Consider the following 20,812-nt stretch of genomic DNA (forward strand, 5'->3'; position numbering starts at 1 on the left):
AAACTCTATCTATTTGACAACCGTTTGGAGGTGGCTGTGCTGGGAAGACCCAATGGATGTGCTCTAAACCCACCCTTTGGCATCCGATTTCGATTGATAAGGTTACTGTATGCCTTAAGGTTAGGCCTGCTGGCTATTTGCTTTGGGTCGCTGCTATTCAATCCAACTGGAAAAGCTGAGCCTTGAGATAGGCGCTTTCGGGTAGCCAGGGATGGACGGGATGATCGGGGGCGGCTCCGGCACTGCGCAGGATGCGGCCCGATCGTCCGGCCAGATGCAGCCCATGGCCGATTTCCTCGGCGAAGGTGTCCGCTGGCATATGGTGGGAGCAGGAGGCGCAGAGAAGGAAGCCGCCCGGTTCCACCAGGGCGGCGGCCAGGCGGGCCATCTTGCGGTAGCCCTTGGCTCCGGCGCCTAGATCCTTGCGCGATTTGACGAAGGCGGGCGGGTCGGCGACCACTACTCCGAAACGCTCGCCCGCCAGGGCCATGCGTTCCATTTCGGCGAAGGCCTCGGCGCGCACGGTGCGGACTTCAACACCATTAAGGCGCGCCGCCTGATCGGCCAGGGCCAGGGAATGCTCGGAACGGTCCACGGCGACGGTCTCGGCCGCACCGGCCATGGCCGCCTGCACGGCGAAGCCGCCCGCATAAGTATAGACGTCGAGTACCCGGCGGCCTTTGGCCAGACGGGCGACAAAGGCGCGGTTGTCGCGCTGGTCGAAGAACCATCCGGTCTTCTGGCCGCCGGTCAGGTCGGCGACGAAGCGGCAGCCGTTTTCCATCAGTTCCACCGGACCATCCACCTGGCCGAGGACGACCTCGTGATGCTGTTCCAGGCCTTCGAGCTTGCGCACCGGGCTGTCATTGACCAGGACCACGGCGCGAGGCGCCAAGACCGTCTTCAGGGCGTCGAGCAAAGCGGGCAGCAGACTCTCCATGCCCGCGGTATTGGTCTGCACCGCCAACACATCGCCGTAGCGGTCGATAATGAGGCCGGGCAGCCGGTCGGCCTCGGAATGGACCAGCCGGTAATGGGGGGTCTCGAACAGGCTCTGGCGCAAGGCCAGGGCGGCGCTCAGCCGTTCGGCCAGAAACAAGGAATCCACCGTGTCGGCGGCCCGGCGCGACAGCACGCGCGCGGCGATCAGCGAATGGGGGTTGAAGGTGGCCACGCCCAGGCGCTCGTCGCCCGCATCCATCAGGGTGACGAGGCTGCCGGGCGGCAGCGCCTTGGCCTCGGCGCCCATCTCGATCTCGTTGGAAAAGACCCAGGGATGACCGGCCCGTAGGCGCTTCGAGCGCCCCTTGGCCAGGCGGATCACGGGACGGGCGGCGGGCTGGTCGGGATGAATTTGTGTCATGGCGGGCACTCTACGTCCGGGAATCGTTATAGCCAAGGGCTTGGACCACCTGAAAATCGCCATACTTTGATATATGTCAATGGCGGCCCTGTCGTCCGTCGGCATAGTGCGCACACTTGAAGCAAAGAACCAACCGGCCGCCATCGGCCCCGGGGGCATGGTGTTGCCATGGACCGGCCGGATGCTTCGGGTGGACCCTTTTCCGGTCGAAACAGGAGTTCGGCATGAGCATCAACACTGAAGCCACGCCCTATCGCGACGACGTGATCAAGAAGTTCACGATCGCCGCGATTTTCTGGGGCGTCGTGGGCTTCCTGGCGGGCGATTTCATCGCCCTGCAGTTGGCCTTTCCCGTTCTGAACCTCGATCTCGAGTGGACCTCGTTCGGGCGCCTGCGTCCCGTTCACACGTCTGCCGTGATCTTCGCGTTCGGCGGTAACGTTCTTTTCTCCACTTCCCTGTACATCGTGCAGCGCACCTGCCGTGCCAGCCTGTTTGGCGGCGCTGGCTTGGGCAACTTCATTTTCTTCAACTTCCAGGCGCTGATCGTCGTCGCCGCTCTGACCTATGTGCTGGGCTTCAGCCAGGGTCAGGAATATGCGGAGCCGGAGTGGTGGATCGATCTGTGGCTCACCGTCATTTGGGTGGCCTATCTGATCGCTTTCGCCGGCACCATCATGAAGCGGAAGGAACCCCACATTTATGTGGCCAACTGGTTCTTCTTCGCCATGATCCTGACCATCGCGATGCTGCATCTGGGCAACAACATTGCCGTTCCCGCCGTCATCTTCGGCGGCAGCTGGATGAAGAGCTACAACGTCTTCGGTGGCGTTCAGAACGCCATGACCCAGTGGTGGTACGGCCATAATGCGGTGGGCTTCTTCCTGACCGCCGGCTTCCTCGGCATCATGTACTACTTCGTGCCGAAGCGGGCCGAGCGTCCGGTCTACTCCTACCGTCTGTCCATCGTGCACTTCTGGGCGCTGATCTTCCTGTATATCTGGGCTGGTCCGCACCACCTGCACTACACCGCTCTGCCCGATTGGGCGCAGACTCTGGGCATGACCTTCTCGGTGATGCTGTGGATGCCCTCCTGGAGCGGCATGATCAACGGCCTGATGACGCTCTCGGGCGCCTGGGACAAGCTCCGGACCGACCCGGTCATGCGCTTCCTGGTCTCCTCGGTGGCGTTCTACGGCATGTCGACCTTCGAAGGTCCGATGATGTCGATCAAGGCGGTGAACTCGCTGTCGCACTACACCGACTGGGGCATTGGCCATGTGCACTCTGGTGCTCTGGGCTGGGTTGCCTTCGTTTCCTTCGGCGCTCTGTACTATCTGGTTCCCAAGCTGTGGGGCCGTAAGGAGCTGTACTCGCTGAAGCTGGTGGGCGTCCATTTCTGGATCGCTACCGTGGGTATCGTCTTCTACATCACTGCCATGTGGATCTCCGGCATCATGCAGGGCCTCATGTGGCGTGCGTACGACAGCCTCGGTTTCTTGCAGTACTCGTTCATCGAGACTGTCGAGGCCATGCGTCCGTACTACATGATCCGTGCTCTGGGCGGCTTGCTCTTCGTCCTCGGCTCGCTGGTGATGGTCTACAACGTTATCAAGACCATCAAGGGTGACGTCGCTGCGGACGAGGCTGTTGCCTCCCCCGCCGGCGCGGCTCGTTGAGGAGACCCGACCCATGTTCAAGCATCACGCAAAGCTCGAAACCAACATCTTCTTCCTGGCTGTCGGCATCCTTCTCACGATCGTCGTCGGTGGCCTGGTTGAAGTCGTGCCGCTGTTCTCGATCGAATCGACGATCGAGAAGGTGGATGGCGTCCGTCCCTATTCTCCCCTGGAGCAGAAGGGCCGCGACATCTATATCCGCGAAGGCTGCTACAACTGCCACAGCCAGATGATCCGTCCGTTCAAGGACGAGGTCGAACGCTATGGCCATTACAGCCTCGCGGCCGAGTCCAAGTACGATCACCCCTTCCAGTGGGGCTCGAAGCGTACCGGTCCCGATCTGGCCCGCGTGGGTGGCAAGTACACCGACGATTGGCAGGTCCGTCACCTCACCAACCCGCGTGACGTGGTCCCCGGATCCATCATGCCGGGCTATAGGCACTTGGCTCGTCCGCTGGACTACTCCGACATCCAGGCCAACATGAAGGCTCTGCGAGTTGTCGGCGTGCCCTATACGGACGCGCAGATCGCCAACGCCAAGAAGGACCTGGAAGAGCAGGTGTTTGCGGATCCGGCTGCCAAGCCGGCCGTTGCCGCCAGCTATCCCAAGGCCAAGATTGGTTCGGCCACCGGGAATGCCAAGGTCACCGAAATGGACGCCTTGGTCGCCTATCTGCAAGTGCTGGGTACCATGGTCGATTTCTCGACCGTGAAGCCCGAGGCAATCCGCCGCTAGAGGAGTACGGAGTTTGTTCGTCGCTTTCGTCGACAATATACTCCGGCCCTTCTGGGTCTTGTGGGTGATGATGATCTTCACCGGGGTTGTTTTCTATGCCTACTGGCCGAAGAACAAAAGTCGGCTTGAAGACTACGGAAACATCCCGTTGAGGGACGACAATGAGGAGCGCTAACAATGGCGACCATTGAAAAGGACTCGGTGTCCGGTCAGAACACTACCGGTCACGAGTGGGACGGCATCAAGGAGTTGAATACTCCTCTGCCGAAGTGGTGGGTCTACGTTTTCTGGGCCACCGTCGTGTGGGCCGTCGGCTACTGGGTGGCTTACCCGGCTTGGCCGCTGGCCAACGGTTTCACCAAGGGCTTGCTGGGCTATTCGTCCCGCGGTGAGCTCGACAACGAGCTGGCGGCTCAGAAGAAGAGCCGTTCGGCCTGGCTGTCCAAGATCGAGGCGTCCGACGTGGCCGTCATCGAAAAGGACAAGGACCTGCTGCGCTATGCCATGGCCGGCGGCAAGATCGCGTTCAACGAGAACTGCGGTGCTTGCCACGGTGTCGGCGGCGTCGGTGCCTATGGCTATCCGACCCTGGCCGACGATGAATGGCTGTGGGGCGGTACCCTGGCCGACATCGAACAGACCATCAAGTTCGGTGTCCGTAACGCCAACGCCAACTCGCGTCAGAGCGAGATGCCGAAGTTCGGTGTCGACGGTGTGCTCAAGCCCGAGCAGATCTCTTCCGTCGCCGACTACGTGCTGTCGCTGGCGTCCAAGGCTCCGGCCAAGGGCTCGGCGGGCGAGACCGTCTACGCTGAAAACTGCGCCGTTTGCCACGCCGAGGATGGCTCGGGTATGGCCGCGGTGGGTGCTCCTGCCCTGAACAACCAGATCTGGTTGTACAAGGGGACCAAGGACGCCATTGTCGCCCAGGTGACCAAGCCCAAGCACGGCTCCATGCCCGCTTGGTCCGAGCGCCTGGATGCCAGCACCATCAAGATGCTGGCTGTCTACGTCCACAATCTGGGCGGCGGCAAGTAAGAGTGTAAGTGGGGGGACTGATGGGGTGTGTGCCTGGAAACAGGTGCGCACCCCATCGGCATATCTGGCTCCCGGTTCGACCCACCTGCGGAGACGCAGGGTAAGCGTGACAAAACAAGCATTCTAGATTCGACGATTTTGGAGTATCACAGCCGCGTAGTGACCTGCCCTTGCAATCCAAGCCATGGATCAAGAGCATAAGCAGGCTGCTAAGTAATTGAATCGTGCGGCTATTCTGAAGTTCCCAATATGCTGGAAACATCAGAATGGCCGCACCAGGGGGAGCGGTCGTGAACCACGCCCCTCACCCCGCCGTCTGGCCCCTTTCGCAGTAGAGCGTTTGCATATCATGGCCTCCCCGAAGATTGATCCGACCCTGAAGACAACCGCCGGTGACGGCGACGGCCCGGCCTATGCCGAGACGGTGATGATTCATCCGCGAACGGTGAAGGGCGTTTTCAGGAACTGGAAATGGGCGGCCATGGTCGTCTTGCTGGCGGTCTATCACATCGCGCCTTTCCTGCGCTGGGATCGCGGGCCCGACGCACCCAGCCAGGCCATTCTGGCCGACATGGCCGGGCGGCGCGGTTACTTCTTCTTCCTGGAGATCTGGCCGCAGGAGGTCTACTACATCACCGGCCTGCTGTTCATGGCGGCCATCGCCCTGTTCTTCATGAGCTCGCTGGCGGGCCGTATCTGGTGCGGATTTTTCTGCTTCCAGACGGTCTATACCGACCTGTTCATGTTCGTCGAACGTCTGGTGGTGGGCGATCGGGCCAAGCGCATGGCGCTCGACCGCGCCAAGTGGAGCGGTGACAAGCTGGTCAAGAAGACCATCATCAACGCCGTCTGGCTGGTGATCGCCGCGTCCTGCGGCATCGGCTTCACCCTGTATTTCGGCGATGCGCCCACCATGCTGCGCGACATTTTCGCCGGTCGGGAAAGCACCGCCGTCTATGGCGCCATCGCCGTGGTCGGCGGCGGCTGTTTCCTGCTGGCCGGTTATGCCCGCGAGCAGGTCTGCCTGTATATGTGCCCCTATTCGCGCTTCCAGTCGGCCATGTTCGACGAACATTCGCTGATCATCACCTATGAGGAATGGCGCGGCGAACCGAGGAAGCCCATCCGCAAGGGTGAAAGCTTCGAGGGCCGCGGCCACTGCATCGACTGCAGGATGTGCGTCGCCGCCTGCCCCACCGGCATCGACATCCGCGACGGCATCCAGATGGCCTGTATCGGCTGTGCGCTGTGCATCGATGCCTGCGACACCATGATGGACAAGTACAAGCTGCCGCGCGGCTTGGTGACCTGGGATTCTTCGGCCAATCTCGAAGCGCGCGCCAAGGGTGACAAGACCCGTATCCGTCTGATCCGCCCGCGCACCATCGTCTATATGGCCATTCTTTCTGCTGTCGGCGCGCTGATGATCTTCGGTCTGTCGTCGCGCAAGACGTTCGATATCAATGTCTTGCACGAACGCGCGCCGCTCTTCGTCCAGTTGTCGAACGGTTCCATCCGCAACGGCTATACCGTCAAGATCCTCAACATGGTGCGTGAGAACCGCGAGTTTGAACTGAGCCTGTCGGGCATCGACGGCGCGTCCCTCGACGTTGTCGGCGGCGCGGCCTCGGGCGGCAAGGCCACCCTCAAGGTGGACCCCGATGCGGTGGGCACCTATAACATCTTCGTGACCATCCCCGCAGACAAGTTGCAGGCCAAGCGCACCCCACTGTACTTTATCCTGCGCGAGACGGCCAAGGGTGGCTCCAACCGTCTCGAATCCCTGTTCGCCAGCCCGGAGAGATAGATGGACATGACCGAACAGCGTAAGCCCGGCTGGTGGTACCCCTATATCTTCGTCGGCGGCTTCATGGTGGTGCTGATGGTGAATCTCACCATGGCCTATTTCGCCAACAGCACCTTCTCGGGCATCTCCACCGAGCGGCCCTATGAAAAGGGTCTGGCCTTCAACCAGACCCTGGAAATGGCCCGCAAGCAAGAAGCGCTGAACTGGGCGGTCGATGTGCAGGTGGAGCCCGCCGCCAATCACGGCGCCCATATCACCATCACCTATAAGGACGCCGCCGGTCATGGCATCGACGGCATGGAGGTGAAGGCCCTGTTCGTGCGTCCCACCGCCAAGGGCCATGACCGCGAGGTGCGCCTTGCGCCCGTGGGGCCCGGCACCTATGCCACCCATCAGGAACTGCCCCTGGCCGGGGTCTGGGATCTGACCCTGCTGGCCACTGGCAAGGAGATCCCCTACTCGATCCTGCGCCGTATCGTGGTGCCGTGACCGAGGCTGCGCTTTGTCGCCATTGCGGGGGACCCATGCCAGCCGATTTGGCCGGGGCGTTCTGCTGCCGGGGCTGTGAGGGCGCCTATCATCTGGTCGAAGGCCTGGGGCTCGAACAGTATTACGCCCGCCGAAGCACCGATCCGGCGGCGCGGCCCCTGCGTCCCGACGATGACGCCGGGAACTACCACGACTTTTCCGCCCATGTCAGCTTCGACGAGGCCAAGGGCGAGGCTGGCCTTCATCTGATGATCGAGGGGCTGCATTGCGGCGCCTGCATCTGGCTGATCGAATCCCTGCTGAACAAGCAAAAGGGCGTGACCTGGGCGCGGGTCAACATGACCACCCGGCGCCTGGTGGTGCGCTGGCGGCCCGATGAGACCGAGCCCGGCACCCTTCTGGCCCCGGTGATCGGCGTGGGCTATCGCCTGGTGCCTTTCGATCCCGAGCGATTGGGTCTGGAAACCCAGCGCCAGGAAAAGGAATTGCTGCGCGCCATGGCCATTGCCGGCTTTGCCGCCAGCAACGTCATGCTGCTGTCGGTCTCGGTCTGGGCCGGGCACTTTTCCTATATGGGTCCGGCGACCCGCGACCTGATGCACTGGATCTCCGCGCTGATCGTCCTGCCCGCCGTGGCCTGGTGCGTGCGGCCCTTCGCCCGCTCGGCCGTTGCCGCGCTTCGGGCCGGGCGCACCAATATGGATGTGCCCATCACCATCGGTGTGACGCTCGCCAGTTTGATGAGCCTGTGGGAGACCATTCACAGCGGCGAATACGCCTATTTCGACTCGGCCATCACCTTGCTGTTCTTCCTGCTGATCGGCCGCTATCTGGATTCCAGGGCGCGGGGCAAGGCGCGGACCACGGTGGAGCATCTGCTGGCGCTGGACGCCGTGGCGGTCACCGTGCTGGAACCCGACGGCAGCCAGCGCATGCTGCCGCCGCATAAAGTGGCGCCCGGCTCCAAGATTCTGGTGACTGCGGGCGAGCGAATCGGCGTCGATGGCCGCATCTATGACGGCCGCTCGGATGTGGATACCAGCCTGCTGACCGGCGAGAGCTTGCCCGTGCCGGTTACGGTGGGTGCCCAGGTCTTCGCCGGGACCATCAATCTGTCGGCCCCACTGCGCCTGGAAGTCTCGGCGGTGGGCGAGCGCACCTTGCTGGCCGAGATCGTGCGCATGATGGAGGTGGCCGAACAGGGCCGCGCCCGTTATGTCGCCCTGGCCGACCGGGTGTCGCGCTGGTACGCCCCCGTGGTGCATGTGGCCGCCCTGCTGACCTTCACCGGCTGGACCGTCTTCACCAATACGCCCTGGCAGGAAGCCTTGCTTTATGCCGTGGCGGTGCTGATCATCACCTGTCCCTGCGCCCTGGCCCTGGCCGTTCCGGTGGTCCAGGTCATCGCCTCGGGCCGTCTCATGCGCCAGGGTGTGCTGGTTAAATCGGCCACCGCGCTGGAACGCTTTGCCGATGTGGACACGGTGGTGTTCGACAAGACCGGCACCCTGACCCTGGGCAAGCCCAGCCTGACCGAGGACGGCGCCTGGACCCGCGATGATCTGGCGGCGGCAGCCGGTCTGACGCCCGCCTCCCGTCATCCCTTGGCCCGCGCCATCACGGCGGCCTGCCCCACCGCCCCACTGGCCGAAGGCGTGCTGGAAGTGCCCGGCATGGGGCTAGAGGTCCCGGCCCAAGGCATCCGCCTGGGCAGCCGCAAATTCGTGGGTGTGGCTGACGATGCTGCCGGGGACGGCCCGGAATTGTGGCTGTCGCGTCCGGGTCGGGCGCCGGTGCGCTTTTCCTTCTCCGACGCCTTGCGCGCCGATGCCGTTGCCGTGGTGGCCGAACTGCGCCGTATGGGGCTGTCCCTGGAACTGCTGTCGGGCGACCGCCCGGCGGCTGCCGCCAAAGTGGCCGAGGCCTTGGGTCTGACCGAATGGCGGGCGGGATGCACGCCGGGCGACAAATGCACCCGTCTGGCCGAATTGGCGGAGCAGGGCCGCAAGGTCCTGATGATCGGCGACGGTCTCAACGATGCACCGGCCCTGGCCGCCGCCCATGTCTCCATGTCGCCGTCCTCGGCCGTGGATGTCAGCCAGACCGCCGCCGACGTGGTGTTTCAGGGCGGACGCCTGGCTCCGGTCATTGAAACCCTTGAGGTGGCCCGCCTGTCGCGCATTCTGGTGAAGCAGAATTTCGTACTGGCGCTGGGCTATAACCTCTTCACCGTGCCCCTGGCCGTGGCCGGATTGGTGACGCCGCTCATCGCCGCGATTGCCATGTCCACCTCGTCACTGGTAGTAATTGGAAACGCCCTGCGTCTTTCGCGCCGGAGAGGTTAGTGGACAATCTGTTGATGCTGATTCCCGTGGCCCTGGGTTTGGGCTTCGTGGGGTTGCTCGGATTCCTGTGGGCTTTGAAGTCTGGTCAGTTCGATGACCTGGACGGGGCGGCGCACCGCATTCTTTTCGATGACGACGAACAGCCCAAGACCGGGGCCTGAGGGGAATGGGTAGCCTGAACATGCCGCCCCTCGACTTCGACGCCCAAAAGACACCGCATATCGCCGACTTGCGCTCGCCCCAGTGCCGCAACTGCGACATCGTGCGCGAGATCGCCTTTTGCGCCGATCTCTCCCCGGACGAGGTCAAGCGTCTGGCCACCGTGCGATGTCATGCGGCGCTGCCCGCCAGCTTCACGGTGTTCCGTGAAGGCGACGAGGTCGATCACGTTTATTCCATCTCCGCCGGGGCGGTGAAGCTGTACAAGCTGATGCCCGACGGACGGCGCCAGATTATCGGCTTCCTGTTTTCGGGCGACCTGTTCGGCTTAGGCATCGATGGCGGCTATTGCTACACCGCCGAGACCATCACACCGACCCATCTGTGCCGCTTCACCCACCGCAAGTTGGATTCCCTGATCGCCGAGATCCCGAGGCTCGAGCGCCGCATGTTCACCATGGCGGTCAAGGATCTCGTCTCGGCCCAGGACCAGATGCTGTTGCTGGGGCGCAAGACGGCGCGGGAAAAGGTCGCCACCTTCCTGCTGCGGCTGTCGCGGCGTTCCATTCAGATGGGCTTGCCGCCCAGCCCGGTGGCGCTGCCCATGAGCCGTGCCGACATCGCCGATTATCTCGGCCTGACCATCGAAACGGTCAGCCGCACCTTCACTCAGCTCAAGCGCGACGGCATCATCGGATTGCCAGCATCGGGTCATTGCATCGTCAATGACTGGGAAGCGCTGCGCGAGTTGGCCGAAGGCGGCTGAGCCCCCACCTATCCTTTACACTGCCCCCAAGCGAAAGAGGCCCTCCGGTGAGCACCGAAGTCAGGATCAAACGCATCACCACGCGCGACATCCGCGCCCGCAAGGGGGCCGAGCCGCTGGTGGTGCTGACCGCTTATACCGCCCCCATCGCCCGGCTGCTTGATCCCATCTGCGATATCTTGCTGGTGGGCGATTCGCTCGGCATGGTGGTTTACGGCATGGAGACCACGCTGGGCGTCACGCTCGACATGATGATCAATCACGGCGCCGCCGTGGTGCGCTCGTCGTCCAAGGCCTGCGTGGTGGTGGACATGCCCTTCGGCTCCTACCAGGAGAGCCGGGAACAGGCCTTCCGCAATTGCGCGCGGGTGATGGCGGAAACGGGCTGCGCCGCCGTCAAGCTGGAAGGTGGCCGCGAACTGGCCGAGACCATCCGCTTTCTGGTGGATCGGGGCATTCCGGTGTTGGCCCATATCGGCCTCAAGCCCCAGGCTGTGCATGCCGCGGGCGGTTTCCGTGCCCAGGGCCGCCTGGAAGCCGAGGCCGAGGCCATCCGCGACGATGCCCGCGCCATCACCGAGGCCGGTGCTTTCGCCGTGGTGGTGGAGGGCACGGTCGAGCCTGTATCGCGCGCCCTGTCGGCGGAAATCAGCATTCCCACCATCGGCATCGGCGCCTCGCCCGCCTGTGACGGGCAGGTGCTGGTCATCGACGATCTGGTAGGGCTGTTCGACGACTTCACCCCTAAATTCGTCAAGCGCTATGCCGATCTGCGGCCCCTCATCACCGAGGCGGCCCAGCGCTATGCCGCCGAGGTCAAGGCCCGCAGCTTTCCCGGCCCTGAGCACTGCTTTGGAATGCCGAAGAAATGAAAGCGCCCGTGACCATCGTCCGTAGCGTCGCGGCCTTGCGCGCCCAGATGGGCGGCTGGCGCGACCAGAAACTCTCGGTCGCCCTGGTTCCCACCATGGGGGCGCTGCACGAGGGGCATCTGTCCCTGGTCCGGCGCGGACTGGAACTGGCTGACCGCGTCGTCGCCTCGGTCTTCGTCAATCCCACTCAGTTCGGTCCCAACGAGGATTTCGCCCGCTATCCCCGCCAGGAGGAACTGGACGCCGCCGCCCTGACCTCGGCCGGATGCCATTTGCTGTTCGCACCCGATGTGGCCGAAATGTACCCGGAAGGCTTCGCCACCACGGTTTCGGTGAGCGGCGTCTCGGAAGGGCTGTGCGGCGCGGTGCGCCCCGGCCACTTCGCCGGTGTGGCCACGGTGGTGACCAAGCTGTTGCTGCAATGCCTACCCGATGTGGCGTTGTTCGGCGAGAAGGACTACCAGCAACTGGCGGTGATCCGCCGCTTTGCCCGCGATCTCGACATTCCCGTGCGCATCGAGGGCGTGCCCACGCTGCGCGAGGATGACGGCCTCGCCATGTCGTCGCGCAACGCCTATATGTCGCCGGAACAGCGCACCATCGCCCCTTGGCTGATCCGGGCCTTGACCGGTATCGCCGACGGCCTGAGGGCCGGGGCCAAGGCCGAGGATCTCTGCCCCATGGCCGCCTCGGGGCTGCTCAGGGCAGGGTTCGATTCGGTGGATTACATCGAAGTGCGCGACGCCGCCACCCTGGGGCCCGCCGATCTCCTGGACCGCCCTCTTCGCATTCTTGCCGCCGCCCGCCTGGGCAAGACCCGGCTGATCGACAATATCGGGGTGGAGCCCTGAGAAAGCGGAGTATCCGCCCCAGGCATGCCTAGACAGGTCTCAAGCAGAACCCCCCCGAAGCCGCGGCTTCGGGGGGTTTTTCATGAAAACCGGATCTTCAGTGATGCATGGTCATGGGGCCATGGCCGCTCCTGCCGCCCATTCCGGGCATCAGATCGTCGGCGATCTTCTGCTGTTCCAGGCTGAGCGAGGCGTAGAAGGCGGTCATGGCCGGGACCATTTTGCGCAAGACATCGGCGCGGGCCTCGGCGACCTGCTGCATGCGGCCCATGCGCTCGGGCATGGTGGACAGCTTTGACGGATCGGTCTTGTCGTCACAGACCTTGCGCATGGGAAGGGATGCTTCCTTCAAGGTCTCGGTCAGTTGCTTGAACTCGGTCTTCTGGGATTCGGAGAGCTTCAGCTTCGCTTCGGTATAGGCCATATGGGCCGCCATACGGGCGTCCATGTCGCCGCACAGGCTGCTCATGCGCTCGACGGCGGTGGAACGCGGTGCGGGATCGGCGGCGCGCGCCACGTTCACCAGGGCGGCAAGGCCAAGTGCGATGGCGACGGATGCGGTCAGAATGGTAATGCGGCTCATGGGGCACCTGTGAACGGGTGAATTGCAATGACTCCGTTCTACAGGGGCCGGGTAACTCCAGAATGTCGCTTGGTCGGGCTCTTGGTAACAGAGGGTAACGTTACCGCCGCTCCGAGGTGAAATCGAAGGCAGCGGTCAGGTCGTTGGCTACCGCATCGCGGCGGCCCAGGGGGGGCAGCCCGAAGCGGGTCTCGATCAGCTTGAGGATCGAGGTGGTGTCGTAGACGGTGTGATCGACGAAGCCGCGTTTTGCATAGGGCGAAATGATGAGGGCGGGGATGCGGGTGCCGGGACCCCAACGGTCCCCCTTGGGCGGGGCCACATGGTCCCAGAATCCGCCATTCTCGTCATAGGTGATGATGATGGCGGTGTCCTTCCACAAGGCACTGGCGCGGATGGCGTCCACCAGACGGGCCGCCTTGGCATCGCCGCTGGCCAGATCGGCATAACCGGGATGCTGGTTCTCATCGCCCACCGGCTTGTAGAAGACGACGCTTTCCAGTCTGCCCGCGGCGACGGATTCGAACAAAGGGGCCTCGTCCTTCAGGTGCCTGGCCTTGGCTTTGGTTCCCTCGCCGGTGCTGGCGAAATAGACGAAGGGCTGGTGATGGTACTGGAAGTTGCCTTGGTTGCGCCCTTCCAGGGCGGCAGCATAGCCGCCGGAATACCAGGCCCATGACACATTCTTGCCGCTCAGCCGGTCGCCGATATTGGGGGCGGTTTGGGGCGGCAGGCGCTTGGCAAGATCGGTGGCCGAAGGCGGATAGGGCGGATAGAACGAGAAGATAGTGTTGACCGGATAGCCGTCGGGGGTAACCGCGCCGTCTTTGACCAGATGGCCGTCGCCATCGAGTTGGGCGCGGATGGAGGCCGGAGCCGCCTCATATTGCGGGGTGCAGGCGCAGATCAGCCAGAAGTGGTTCAGGAACGAACCGCCGAAGGCCGCCTGAAAGAAATTGTCGGCCAGGGTGAACTCGCGGGCCAGTGCCCATAGCCGGGTGTTCGAGGTGTCGTAAGTGCCCATAACCAGGCCACCGGCATCGGACCAGGCGGCGAATTTGTCGTTCCGGCCGCCATTGATCTGTTCCATGTTCTGGTAGAAGCGGTGGACCAGATCCCTGTGCTTTTCGCTCTGCCCCACATGGGGCCCGATGTCGAACGGGGCGTTGGCTATTTGGGCGGGAAAGCGCGGGTCGGGCTGTTTGGTCTTTTCGTCCAGAATGGGGGGGAGCACGGTATAGGGCTTGCCCTCTCTGTCGACCTGAACAGGGGCGCCTTTGGCGGCCTCCAGTCCATCGGCGCCGGGGAAGCGTCCGAACATGTTGTCGAAGCTGCGGTTTTCCAGATAGATCACCACGATGTGGTTGATCTTCTCCACGCCCCCGGAAGCCGCCTGGGCCGGAACGGCGGCCAGGATGGCGAAGACGAGAAGCAGCACTCGGGTCATGGCGCCCCCTTACGGTAAGGACAGAAGTCTAACCCGTGATCGTGGGGAGGGTCGTGACGGTTAGATGAACAGCATGGCTCCGGTCTTGGACGCATCGGCCAGGAAGGTGACCACGCCGCCCTTGGTCACCGGCACATCGGGGCGCAATCCGTCGGGGTCCATGCCCAGGGCCTTCAGACCCATTTCGCAGACCATGAAAGTGACGCCCAACGCCACGCAGGCTTCCAGCAATTCCTCGAAGCGGCCCACACCCTTGGCCTTGAAGCTGTCGTCGACCCATTTGGCGGCGCGCCCATCCGAGCATTTGAGCCGCGTCCAGGCGGGCTGGGAGTCGGGAAGGGGCTTTTCCAGGGCGCGGCCCGCCCACATGGTGAAGAACAAGGTCACGGGCGTATTCGACGCAATGGCCGCGGCCGCCATCACCAGGGCGTAGTGGATACGGTCGAAATCGCCGGAAAACACCACGATGGACAGCTTGTCAGGCGAATTGCGCTCAGCCGCAGACATTACTGGTGCTCCCATGGGCCGACAAATCGGTGATGGTGGGGTGGTCGCCGCATAAGGGGCAGCCCGGATCACGCGGCACCCGCACCGTGCGCCATGCCACCGACAAGGCGTCGTAGATCACCAGCTTGCCCGCCAGCGACTCGCCGATGCCCAGCAATTCCTTGATCACCTCGGTGGCCTGCATGGCCCCCATTGTGCCAGCGATGGCGCCCAGGACACCGGCGCTGGAACAGGTGGGCACATGGCCTTCGGGCGGGGCTTCGCGGTAGATGCAGCGATAGCAGGGCCCCCCCGGCTTGTAGGTGGCAAGCTGTCCGTCAAAGCGAAGGATGGCCGCCGAGACCAGGGTCTTGCCCTCCAGCCGCGCCGCATCGTTGACCAGGAAGCGGGTGGGGAAGTTGTCGGAGCCGTCGGCCACCACCTGGAAGTCGCGGAAGATTTCCCGCGCATTATCCTTGTCGAGGCGCGCCCGGATGGGCACCACACGCACATCGGGATTGATGTCAGCCACGGCCGATGCCGCACTGGCCACCTTGGCCATTCCGACGTTAGAGGTGCGGTGGATAATCTGGCGCTGCAGGTTGGACAGTTCCACGTCGTCGTCGTCGATCACCCCGATGGTGCCCACTCCGGCGGCGGCCAGATAGAGGATCACCGGCGAGCCCAAACCGCCCGCCCCGATCACCAGGGCGGAGGAGCCGAGAAGCTTGGCCTGTCCGATACCGCCCACCTCCGGCAGGATGATGTGGCGGGCGTATCGGTGGATCTGCTCCTCGGTGAAGTCCATAAGGTGGTCCCTAAATAAAAGTCACCCCCGGAGATGATCCGGGGGTGACGAATATACAAGAAGGTACCGCCCCAGCCCTAGACCTGATCGAACAGGGCAGTCGACAGATAGCGCTCGGCGAAGCTGGGGATAATGGCGACGATCACCTTGCCCGCATTCTCGGGACGCGAGCCCAGTTCCAGGGCGGCGGCGATGGCCGCACCCGAGGAGATGCCCACCGGAACGCCTTCCAGCTTGGCGGCCTTGCGCGCCGTGGACAGCGCCGTCTCGTTGCCGATCTGCAGGATTTCGTCGATCACGCCACGGTCCAGGATGTCGGGCACGAAGCCCGCGCCGATGCCCTGGATCTTGTGGGGGCCGGGGGCGCCGCCGGAAAGCACGGGGCTGTCCTCGGGCTCGACGGCCACCATCTTGAGGCCGGGCTTGCGGGCCTTCAGAACGCGGCCGATGCCGGAAATGGTGCCGCCGGTGCCGACGCCCGAGACGATGATATCCACCTTGCCGTCGGTGTCGTTCCAGATCTCCTCGGCGGTGGTGCGCTCGTGGATGGCCGGGTTGGCGGCATTCTTGAACTGCTGCGGCATGATGGCGCCCGGCGTGGAGGCCAGAAGCTCTTCCGCCTGGCGCACCGCGCCGGTCATGCCCTTGGACGCCGGGGTCAGCACGATTTCGGCGCCCAGGAGCTGCAGCATCTTGCGGCGCTCCAGCGACATGCTTTCGGGCATGCAGAGGATCAGCTTGTAGCCCTTGGCGGCGGCCACGAAGGCCAGGGCGATGCCGGTATTGCCCGAGGTCGGCTCAATGATGGTGCCGCCCGGCTTCAACTGGCCCGACTGCTCGGCCGCCTCGATCATGGCAAAGCCGATGCGGTCCTTGACCGAGGCCAGCGGATTGAAGAATTCCAGCTTGCCCAGGATATCGGCCTTGGCACCGGATTCAGCGGCCAGGCGCTTGAAGCGCACCAACGGCGTGGCGCCGATCGTGTCGATGATGCTGTCGTAAATCTTGCCGCGGAAAGCGGGGGTGGAAGCGCTCATCTCATATTCCCCACAAAAAGTTTGTAGTACATCGCATAACTACATAGTATCAAGGTTAGATGATGAAGTCCAACTTCTGATGCGCCTCGCTGGGGATGCCGTCCTTGTAGGCGCGCATGCACAGCTCGTCGATGGAGATGGCGTCCAGGCGGGCCATGATTTCCTCGGTGAGATCGCCCCACATGGGGCGGATGACCTGCTTGCCCAGTTCCGAGGCGGGCATGTCCTGATAAGGATCCTCGGCGGTTTCCAGGGCGCGGACAACGCGGACCACCTCGCCCACCGAAATGCGGCGGCGCTCGCGGGCCAGGCGATAGCCGCCCCGGGGCCCGCGCACGCCCACCAGGATACCGGCCCGGACCATCTGCTGCAGGGTCTGTTCCAGATAGCGGCGCGGAATGCCCTGGCGGCGTGTGATCTCGCGGCTTTGCACCGGTTCGCCGCCAGCGTGATAGGCGATGTCGAGAACCGCCTCGATGGCGAACAGCATTTTCTTGGAAGGCCGAAGCATGTGGTCTAGCCCTTCTTTCCCGTTCCCGTGGAGCCAAAGCCCCCGGTCCCCCTTTGGGTGTCGTCCAAACTGTCCGTCTCGCGCCAGACGGCCCGCGCCACGGGGGCGATCACCATCTGGGCGATGCGCATGCCGCGCGAAATGGCGAAGGCGGTCTGGCCCAGATTGATGAGGATCACGCCCACCTCGCCGCGGTAATCGGCGTCGATGGTGCCTGGCGCGTTCAGCACGGTGATGCCGTGTTTGATGGCCAGTCCCGACCGGGGCCGCACCTGCGCCTCATAACCCTCGGGCAGGGCGATGGAAAAGCCGGTGGGAACCAGGGCGCGCTCGCCCGGCGCCATCAGGATATCGGCGGGAAGACAGGCCATCAGGTCCATGCCCGCCGCATGCGCCGTCTCATAGGCGGGCAGGGGCAGGTCGGCGGCGTGGTCCAGGCGCTTTATCAGAACTTCGGCCATCATGCTTTCCCCAAGGCCTTGGCGATGCGTTCGGCCAGTTTGCGCGCCACCTCCTCCTTGCCCATGGCGGGCCAGGATTCGACTCCGTCGCTATCTAAGACATGCACCGTATTGGCGTCGCCGCCGAATGTGCCGGTTCCCTCGGACACATCGTTGGCGACGATCCAGTCGCAGCCCTTTCGCGCCAGCTTGTCGGCGGCGTGTTCCATCAGCTTTTCCGTCTCGGCGGCGAAGCCCACCACCAGAGTGGGGCGCAAGGGGCCTTCGGCCTTGGAGACGGTCATCAGGATATCGGGATTGGGAGTCAGTTCGATGGTGGGCGGCGGGTCGCCCACCTTTTTCTTGCGCTTCTCGGTTGCGCGGTTGGCCACCGTCCAGTCGGCCACGGCCGCCGCGCAGACCACCACATGGGCGGGCAGGCGGGACCGCACCGCGTTCAGCATCTGCACGGCGCTTTCCACCTTGACCACGGCGAGGCCGGTTGGATCGGGAATGGATACGGGGCCGCTGACCAGGGTGACCTCGGCGCCCAGCGCCGCCAGGGCCGAGGCGATGGCGTGGCCCTGCTTGCCCGAGGAACGGTTGGCGATGAAGCGCACCGGGTCGATGGCCTCACGGGTCGGGCCGCTGGTGACGATGGCCTTCACCCCCTTCAAGGGGCCGTCGGAGAGCTGGGATTCGATGGCGGCCAGGATCTCGGCGGGTTCGGCCATGCGGCCCGCACCCACCTCGCCGCAGGCCAGATCCCCAGCGCCAGGGCCGATACGCGTCACGCCGCGCGCTTCCAGCGTCGCCATGTTGGCCCTTGTGGCGGGATGCTCCCACATCATGGTGTTCATGGCGGGCGCCACCAGGACCGGTTTGTCGGTGGCCAGTAGCGCGGTCGAGGCCAGATCATCGGCGATACCGGCCGCCATCTTGGCCAGGAGATTGGCGGTGGCGGGCGCGACCACAACCAGATCGGCCTCGCGCGATAGGCGGATATGGCCCATCTCGGCCTCGTCGGTCAGCGAGAAGGTCTCCTGATAGACCTTGTCGCCCGAAAGCGCCGCGACGGAAAGCGGCGTCACGAAATTGGCCCCGCCCTTGGTCAGGATGCTGCGCACCGAACAGCCCCGGTCCTTGAGGCGGCGGATCAGCTCCAGCGACTTATAGGCGGCGATGCCGCCCGAGATGATGAGAAGAACCCGCCTGCCATCCAGCACTGTGAAGCCTCAAAAAAATACGGTGGCGTTGTGTGGTTAAGCGTAGCGGGTGCGGGGCGGGGGTGCAAGGGGGGAGTCGGCCCAAAAGAAAAACCCCCTCCCGTTGCCGGGAGAGGGGTTTCCTTTAACGCAGGTAAGCGTTGGTTGGCGGGACTTAGAAGTCCATGCCGCCCATGCCACCCATGCCGCCCATGCCGCCCATGTCGCCGCCGGGCATGCCACCGGCGTCCTTCTTGGGACGCTCGGCGATCATGGCTTCGGTGGTGATCAGCAGACCGGCCACCGAAGCGGCGTCCTGCAGGGCGGTACGCACGACCTTGGTCGGGTCGATGATGCCGGCCTTGATCATGTCGGTATAGACGCCGGTCTGAGCGTCGAAGCCGAAGGCCAGATCCTTGGACTCGCCGATCTTGCCAGCAACCACGGCGCCGTCATGACCGGCGTTTTCGGCGATCTGACGCACGGGGGCCTGCAGGGCGCGACGCACGATGCTGATGCCGACTTCCTGATCGGCATTGCCGGACTTCAGGCCTTCCAGGGCCTTGACGGCATGCAGCAGGGCGACGCCGCCGCCCGGGATGATGCCTTCCTCGACCGCGGCGCGGGTGGCGTGCAGGGCGTCATCGACGCGATCCTTGCGCTCCTTCACCTCGATCTCGGAGGCGCCGCCGACCTTGATGACGGCCACGCCGCCAGCCAGCTTGGCCAGACGCTCCTGCAGCTTCTCGCGGTCGTAGTCCGAGGTGGTTTCCTCGACCTGCGCGCGGATCTGCTTGCAGCGGGCGTCGATGGCGGACTTGTCGCCCGAGCCGTCGACGATGGTGGTGTCTTCCTTGGTGATGGTGATGCGCTTGGACGTGCCCAGCATCTCCAGGTTGACGCTTTCCAGCTTGATGCCCAGGTCTTCGCTGATGACCTGGCCACCGGTCAGGATGGCGATGTCTTCCAGCATGGCCTTGCGGCGATCGCCGAAGCCCGGAGCCTTCACGGCCGCGACCTTCAGGCCGCCGCGCAGCTTGTTGACCACCAGGGTGGCCAGGGCCTCGCCCTCGATATCCTCGGCGATGATCACCAGCGGACGGCCCGACTGGACCACCTGCTCGAGCACCGGCAGCAGGGGCTGCAGACCCGACAGCTTCTTCTCGTGCAGCAGGATATAGGGGTTATCCAGCTCGACGGTCATCTTCTCGGCATTGGTCACGAAATACGGGCTGGTATAGCCACGGTCGAACTGCATGCCCTCGACCACGTCCAGCTCGGTGTCCAGGCCCTTGGCTTCCTCGACGGTGATGACACCCTCGTTGCCGACCTTTTCCATGGCCTTGGCGATCATGTCGCCGATTTCCTTCTCGCCATTGGCGGAGATGGTGCCGACCTGGGCGATCTCGGCATTGGTGGCGACCTTGCGCGAGCGCGACTTGACGTCGGCGACCACGGCGGCCACGGCCAGATCGACGCCGCGCTTCAGATCCATCGGATTGAGGCCAGCGGCGACAGCCTTGACGCCCTCGCGGACGATGGCCTGGGCCAGAACGGTGGCGGTGGTGGTGCCGTCACCGGCCAGATCGGCGGTCTTCGAGGCCACTTCGCGCACCATCTGGGCGCCCATGTTCTCGAACTTGTCGGCCAGCTCGATCTCCTTGGCGACGGTGACGCCGTCCTTGGTGATGCGCGGAGCGCCGAACGACTTCTCGATCACAACGTTACGGCCCTTGGGGCCCAAAGTGACCTTCACCGCATCGGCGAGAATGTCGACGCCGCGCAGCATACGGGTGCGGGCGTCGGTGGAGAACTTGACTTCCTTGGCAGCCATTTGTCTTAACCTCTATAGAATTCTTGGGTTAGGCGAGAATGCCGAGAATGTCGGATTCCTTCATGATCAGCAGATCGACGCCGTCGATCTTGACCTCGGTGCCGGACCACTTGCCGAACAGCACGCGATCACCGGCCTTGACGTCGAGAGCGACCAGCTTGCCGTCATCGCCACGGGTGCCGGAGCCGACGGCCACGACTTCACCCTGCATGGGCTTTTCCTTGGCGGTGTCGGGGATGATGATGCCGCCAGCGGTCTTCTCTTCCGCGTCGAGGCGCTTCACCAGCACGCGATCATGGAGCGGTCTGAACTTCATTTTGGAATTAACCTCCGTAAGACGCTTCGATCCAGCCGGG

22 protein-coding genes are annotated in these 20,812 nt (G+C 63.9%); 11 read left to right on the top strand and 11 right to left on the bottom strand.

All coding sequences use genetic code 11. The features are described from left to right. Positions 1-157: 157 nt before the first annotated feature. Entirely contained in the window at positions 158-1,363 is a 1,206-nt protein-coding gene (locus CCC_RS17760; RefSeq protein WP_052473296.1) for a class I SAM-dependent rRNA methyltransferase, read from the bottom strand. 224 nt (positions 1,364-1,587) lie between these two features. Here CCC_RS17760 and ccoN point away from each other — a divergent pair, with 224 nt between their 5' ends. The 11 genes from ccoN (at position 1,588) to panC (ending at position 12,105) form a co-directional block, all read left to right on the top strand. Continuing rightward, complete coding sequence (gene ccoN / locus CCC_RS17765) at positions 1,588-3,042, top strand: cytochrome-c oxidase, cbb3-type subunit I (protein WP_052473298.1); 1,455 nt, start codon at positions 1,588-1,590, stop codon at positions 3,040-3,042. 13 nt (positions 3,043-3,055) lie between these two features. Then, entirely contained in the window at positions 3,056-3,778 is a 723-nt protein-coding gene (ccoO, locus tag CCC_RS17770; RefSeq protein ID WP_009870372.1) for a cytochrome-c oxidase, cbb3-type subunit II, read from the top strand. A 58-nt stretch (positions 3,779-3,836) separates the two neighbouring features. After that, positions 3,837-3,953, top strand: coding sequence for a cbb3-type cytochrome oxidase subunit 3 (locus CCC_RS22845; protein ID WP_407636045.1), 117 nt, complete (start codon positions 3,837-3,839; stop codon positions 3,951-3,953). A gap of 2 nt (positions 3,954-3,955) precedes the next feature. After that, a complete protein-coding gene (gene ccoP / locus CCC_RS17775; RefSeq protein ID WP_009870371.1) occupies positions 3,956-4,816 on the top strand; it encodes a cytochrome-c oxidase, cbb3-type subunit III in 861 nt (286 codons plus the stop codon). Between the two features lie 349 nt (positions 4,817-5,165). Beyond that, complete coding sequence (ccoG, locus tag CCC_RS17780; protein ID WP_009870370.1) at positions 5,166-6,623, top strand: cytochrome c oxidase accessory protein CcoG; 1,458 nt, start codon at positions 5,166-5,168, stop codon at positions 6,621-6,623. After that, positions 6,624-7,112, top strand: coding sequence for a FixH family protein (locus CCC_RS17785; protein WP_009870369.1), 489 nt, complete (start codon positions 6,624-6,626; stop codon positions 7,110-7,112). 35 nt (positions 7,113-7,147) lie between these two features. After that, on the top strand, positions 7,148-9,457 hold the full coding sequence (locus tag CCC_RS17790; RefSeq protein ID WP_009870368.1) for a heavy metal translocating P-type ATPase metal-binding domain-containing protein: 2,310 nt from the start codon (positions 7,148-7,150) through the stop codon (positions 9,455-9,457). Beyond that, positions 9,457-9,618 (top strand): cbb3-type cytochrome oxidase assembly protein CcoS, encoded by a 162-nt coding sequence (gene ccoS / locus CCC_RS17795; RefSeq protein ID WP_009870367.1) that lies wholly within the window; start codon positions 9,457-9,459, stop codon positions 9,616-9,618. Before CCC_RS17790 ends, ccoS begins: the two co-directional genes overlap by 1 nt. A 20-nt stretch (positions 9,619-9,638) precedes the next feature. Beyond that, positions 9,639-10,382, top strand: coding sequence for a helix-turn-helix domain-containing protein (locus CCC_RS17800; protein ID WP_041042594.1), 744 nt, complete (start codon positions 9,639-9,641; stop codon positions 10,380-10,382). A 47-nt stretch (positions 10,383-10,429) separates the two neighbouring features. After that, on the top strand, positions 10,430-11,254 hold the full coding sequence (gene panB / locus CCC_RS17805; protein ID WP_009870365.1) for a 3-methyl-2-oxobutanoate hydroxymethyltransferase: 825 nt from the start codon (positions 10,430-10,432) through the stop codon (positions 11,252-11,254). After that, positions 11,251-12,105 (top strand): pantoate--beta-alanine ligase, encoded by an 855-nt coding sequence (gene panC / locus CCC_RS17810; RefSeq protein ID WP_009870364.1) that lies wholly within the window; start codon positions 11,251-11,253, stop codon positions 12,103-12,105. The genes panB and panC overlap by 4 nt, the downstream gene beginning before the upstream one ends. A 97-nt stretch (positions 12,106-12,202) precedes the next feature. On the opposite strand, the gene CCC_RS17815 is transcribed toward panC, so the two are convergent. The 10 genes from CCC_RS17815 to groES form a co-directional block, all read right to left on the bottom strand. After that, positions 12,203-12,688, bottom strand: a complete 486-nt coding sequence (locus CCC_RS17815; RefSeq protein ID WP_009870363.1) for a Spy/CpxP family protein refolding chaperone — start codon at positions 12,686-12,688, stop codon at positions 12,203-12,205. Positions 12,689-12,788: 100 nt separating this feature from the next. Then, positions 12,789-14,135 (bottom strand): alkaline phosphatase family protein, encoded by a 1,347-nt coding sequence (locus tag CCC_RS17820; RefSeq protein WP_041042238.1) that lies wholly within the window; start codon positions 14,133-14,135, stop codon positions 12,789-12,791. Between the two features lie 60 nt (positions 14,136-14,195). Continuing rightward, positions 14,196-14,642: a DsrE/DsrF/DrsH-like family protein gene (locus tag CCC_RS17825; RefSeq protein WP_009870361.1), complete on the bottom strand. Its 447-nt coding sequence runs from the start codon at positions 14,640-14,642 to the stop codon at positions 14,196-14,198. Next, a complete protein-coding gene (locus CCC_RS17830) occupies positions 14,629-15,429 on the bottom strand; it encodes a HesA/MoeB/ThiF family protein (protein ID WP_009870360.1) in 801 nt (266 codons plus the stop codon). Before CCC_RS17830 ends, CCC_RS17825 begins: the two co-directional genes overlap by 14 nt. 77 nt (positions 15,430-15,506) lie before the next feature. Then, positions 15,507-16,466: a cysteine synthase A gene (cysK, locus tag CCC_RS17835; protein WP_041042240.1), complete on the bottom strand. Its 960-nt coding sequence runs from the start codon at positions 16,464-16,466 to the stop codon at positions 15,507-15,509. A gap of 55 nt (positions 16,467-16,521) precedes the next feature. Continuing rightward, entirely contained in the window at positions 16,522-16,977 is a 456-nt protein-coding gene (locus CCC_RS17840) for an RrF2 family transcriptional regulator (protein WP_041042242.1), read from the bottom strand. A 5-nt stretch (positions 16,978-16,982) separates the two neighbouring features. Further along, on the bottom strand, positions 16,983-17,438 hold the full coding sequence (gene dut / locus CCC_RS17845; RefSeq protein ID WP_009869907.1) for a dUTP diphosphatase: 456 nt from the start codon (positions 17,436-17,438) through the stop codon (positions 16,983-16,985). Beyond that, entirely contained in the window at positions 17,438-18,643 is a 1,206-nt protein-coding gene (coaBC, locus tag CCC_RS17850; protein WP_009869908.1) for a bifunctional phosphopantothenoylcysteine decarboxylase/phosphopantothenate--cysteine ligase CoaBC, read from the bottom strand. The genes dut and coaBC overlap by 1 nt, the downstream gene beginning before the upstream one ends. A gap of 154 nt (positions 18,644-18,797) precedes the next feature. Beyond that, complete coding sequence (gene groL / locus CCC_RS17855) at positions 18,798-20,456, bottom strand: chaperonin GroEL (RefSeq protein WP_041042245.1); 1,659 nt, start codon at positions 20,454-20,456, stop codon at positions 18,798-18,800. A 28-nt stretch (positions 20,457-20,484) separates the two neighbouring features. Next, positions 20,485-20,772: a co-chaperone GroES gene (gene groES, locus CCC_RS17860; RefSeq protein WP_008613804.1), complete on the bottom strand. Its 288-nt coding sequence runs from the start codon at positions 20,770-20,772 to the stop codon at positions 20,485-20,487. Positions 20,773-20,812: the final 40 nt, after the last annotated feature.

It is taken from the genome of Paramagnetospirillum magnetotacticum MS-1 (genome assembly GCF_000829825.1).
Lineage (GTDB): Bacteria > Pseudomonadota > Alphaproteobacteria > Rhodospirillales > Magnetospirillaceae > Phaeospirillum > Phaeospirillum magnetotacticum.

Coding starts and splice junctions, on each gene's coding strand:
- CCC_RS17790 (WP_009870368.1), top strand. CDS start 7,148: ATGCCAGCCGATTTGGCCGGGGCGTTCTGCTGCCGGGGCTGTGAGGGC.
- ccoO (WP_009870372.1), top strand. CDS start 3,056: ATGTTCAAGCATCACGCAAAGCTCGAAACCAACATCTTCTTCCTGGCT.
- groES (WP_008613804.1), bottom strand. CDS start 20,772: ATGAAGTTCAGACCGCTCCATGATCGCGTGCTGGTGAAGCGCCTCGAC.
- CCC_RS17820 (WP_041042238.1), bottom strand. CDS start 14,135: ATGACCCGAGTGCTGCTTCTCGTCTTCGCCATCCTGGCCGCCGTTCCG.
- CCC_RS17760 (WP_052473296.1), bottom strand. CDS start 1,363: ATGACACAAATTCATCCCGACCAGCCCGCCGCCCGTCCCGTGATCCGC.
- CCC_RS17830 (WP_009870360.1), bottom strand. CDS start 15,429: ATGGACTTCACCGAGGAGCAGATCCACCGATACGCCCGCCACATCATC.
- CCC_RS17840 (WP_041042242.1), bottom strand. CDS start 16,977: ATGCTTCGGCCTTCCAAGAAAATGCTGTTCGCCATCGAGGCGGTTCTC.
- CCC_RS17815 (WP_009870363.1), bottom strand. CDS start 12,688: ATGAGCCGCATTACCATTCTGACCGCATCCGTCGCCATCGCACTTGGC.
- groL (WP_041042245.1), bottom strand. CDS start 20,456: ATGGCTGCCAAGGAAGTCAAGTTCTCCACCGACGCCCGCACCCGTATG.
- ccoP (WP_009870371.1), top strand. CDS start 3,956: ATGGCGACCATTGAAAAGGACTCGGTGTCCGGTCAGAACACTACCGGT.
- dut (WP_009869907.1), bottom strand. CDS start 17,438: ATGGCCGAAGTTCTGATAAAGCGCCTGGACCACGCCGCCGACCTGCCC.
- ccoG (WP_009870370.1), top strand. CDS start 5,166: ATGGCCTCCCCGAAGATTGATCCGACCCTGAAGACAACCGCCGGTGAC.
- ccoN (WP_052473298.1), top strand. CDS start 1,588: ATGAGCATCAACACTGAAGCCACGCCCTATCGCGACGACGTGATCAAG.
- CCC_RS17800 (WP_041042594.1), top strand. CDS start 9,639: ATGCCGCCCCTCGACTTCGACGCCCAAAAGACACCGCATATCGCCGAC.
- cysK (WP_041042240.1), bottom strand. CDS start 16,466: ATGAGCGCTTCCACCCCCGCTTTCCGCGGCAAGATTTACGACAGCATC.
- panC (WP_009870364.1), top strand. CDS start 11,251: ATGAAAGCGCCCGTGACCATCGTCCGTAGCGTCGCGGCCTTGCGCGCC.
- CCC_RS17825 (WP_009870361.1), bottom strand. CDS start 14,642: ATGTCTGCGGCTGAGCGCAATTCGCCTGACAAGCTGTCCATCGTGGTG.
- CCC_RS17785 (WP_009870369.1), top strand. CDS start 6,624: ATGGACATGACCGAACAGCGTAAGCCCGGCTGGTGGTACCCCTATATC.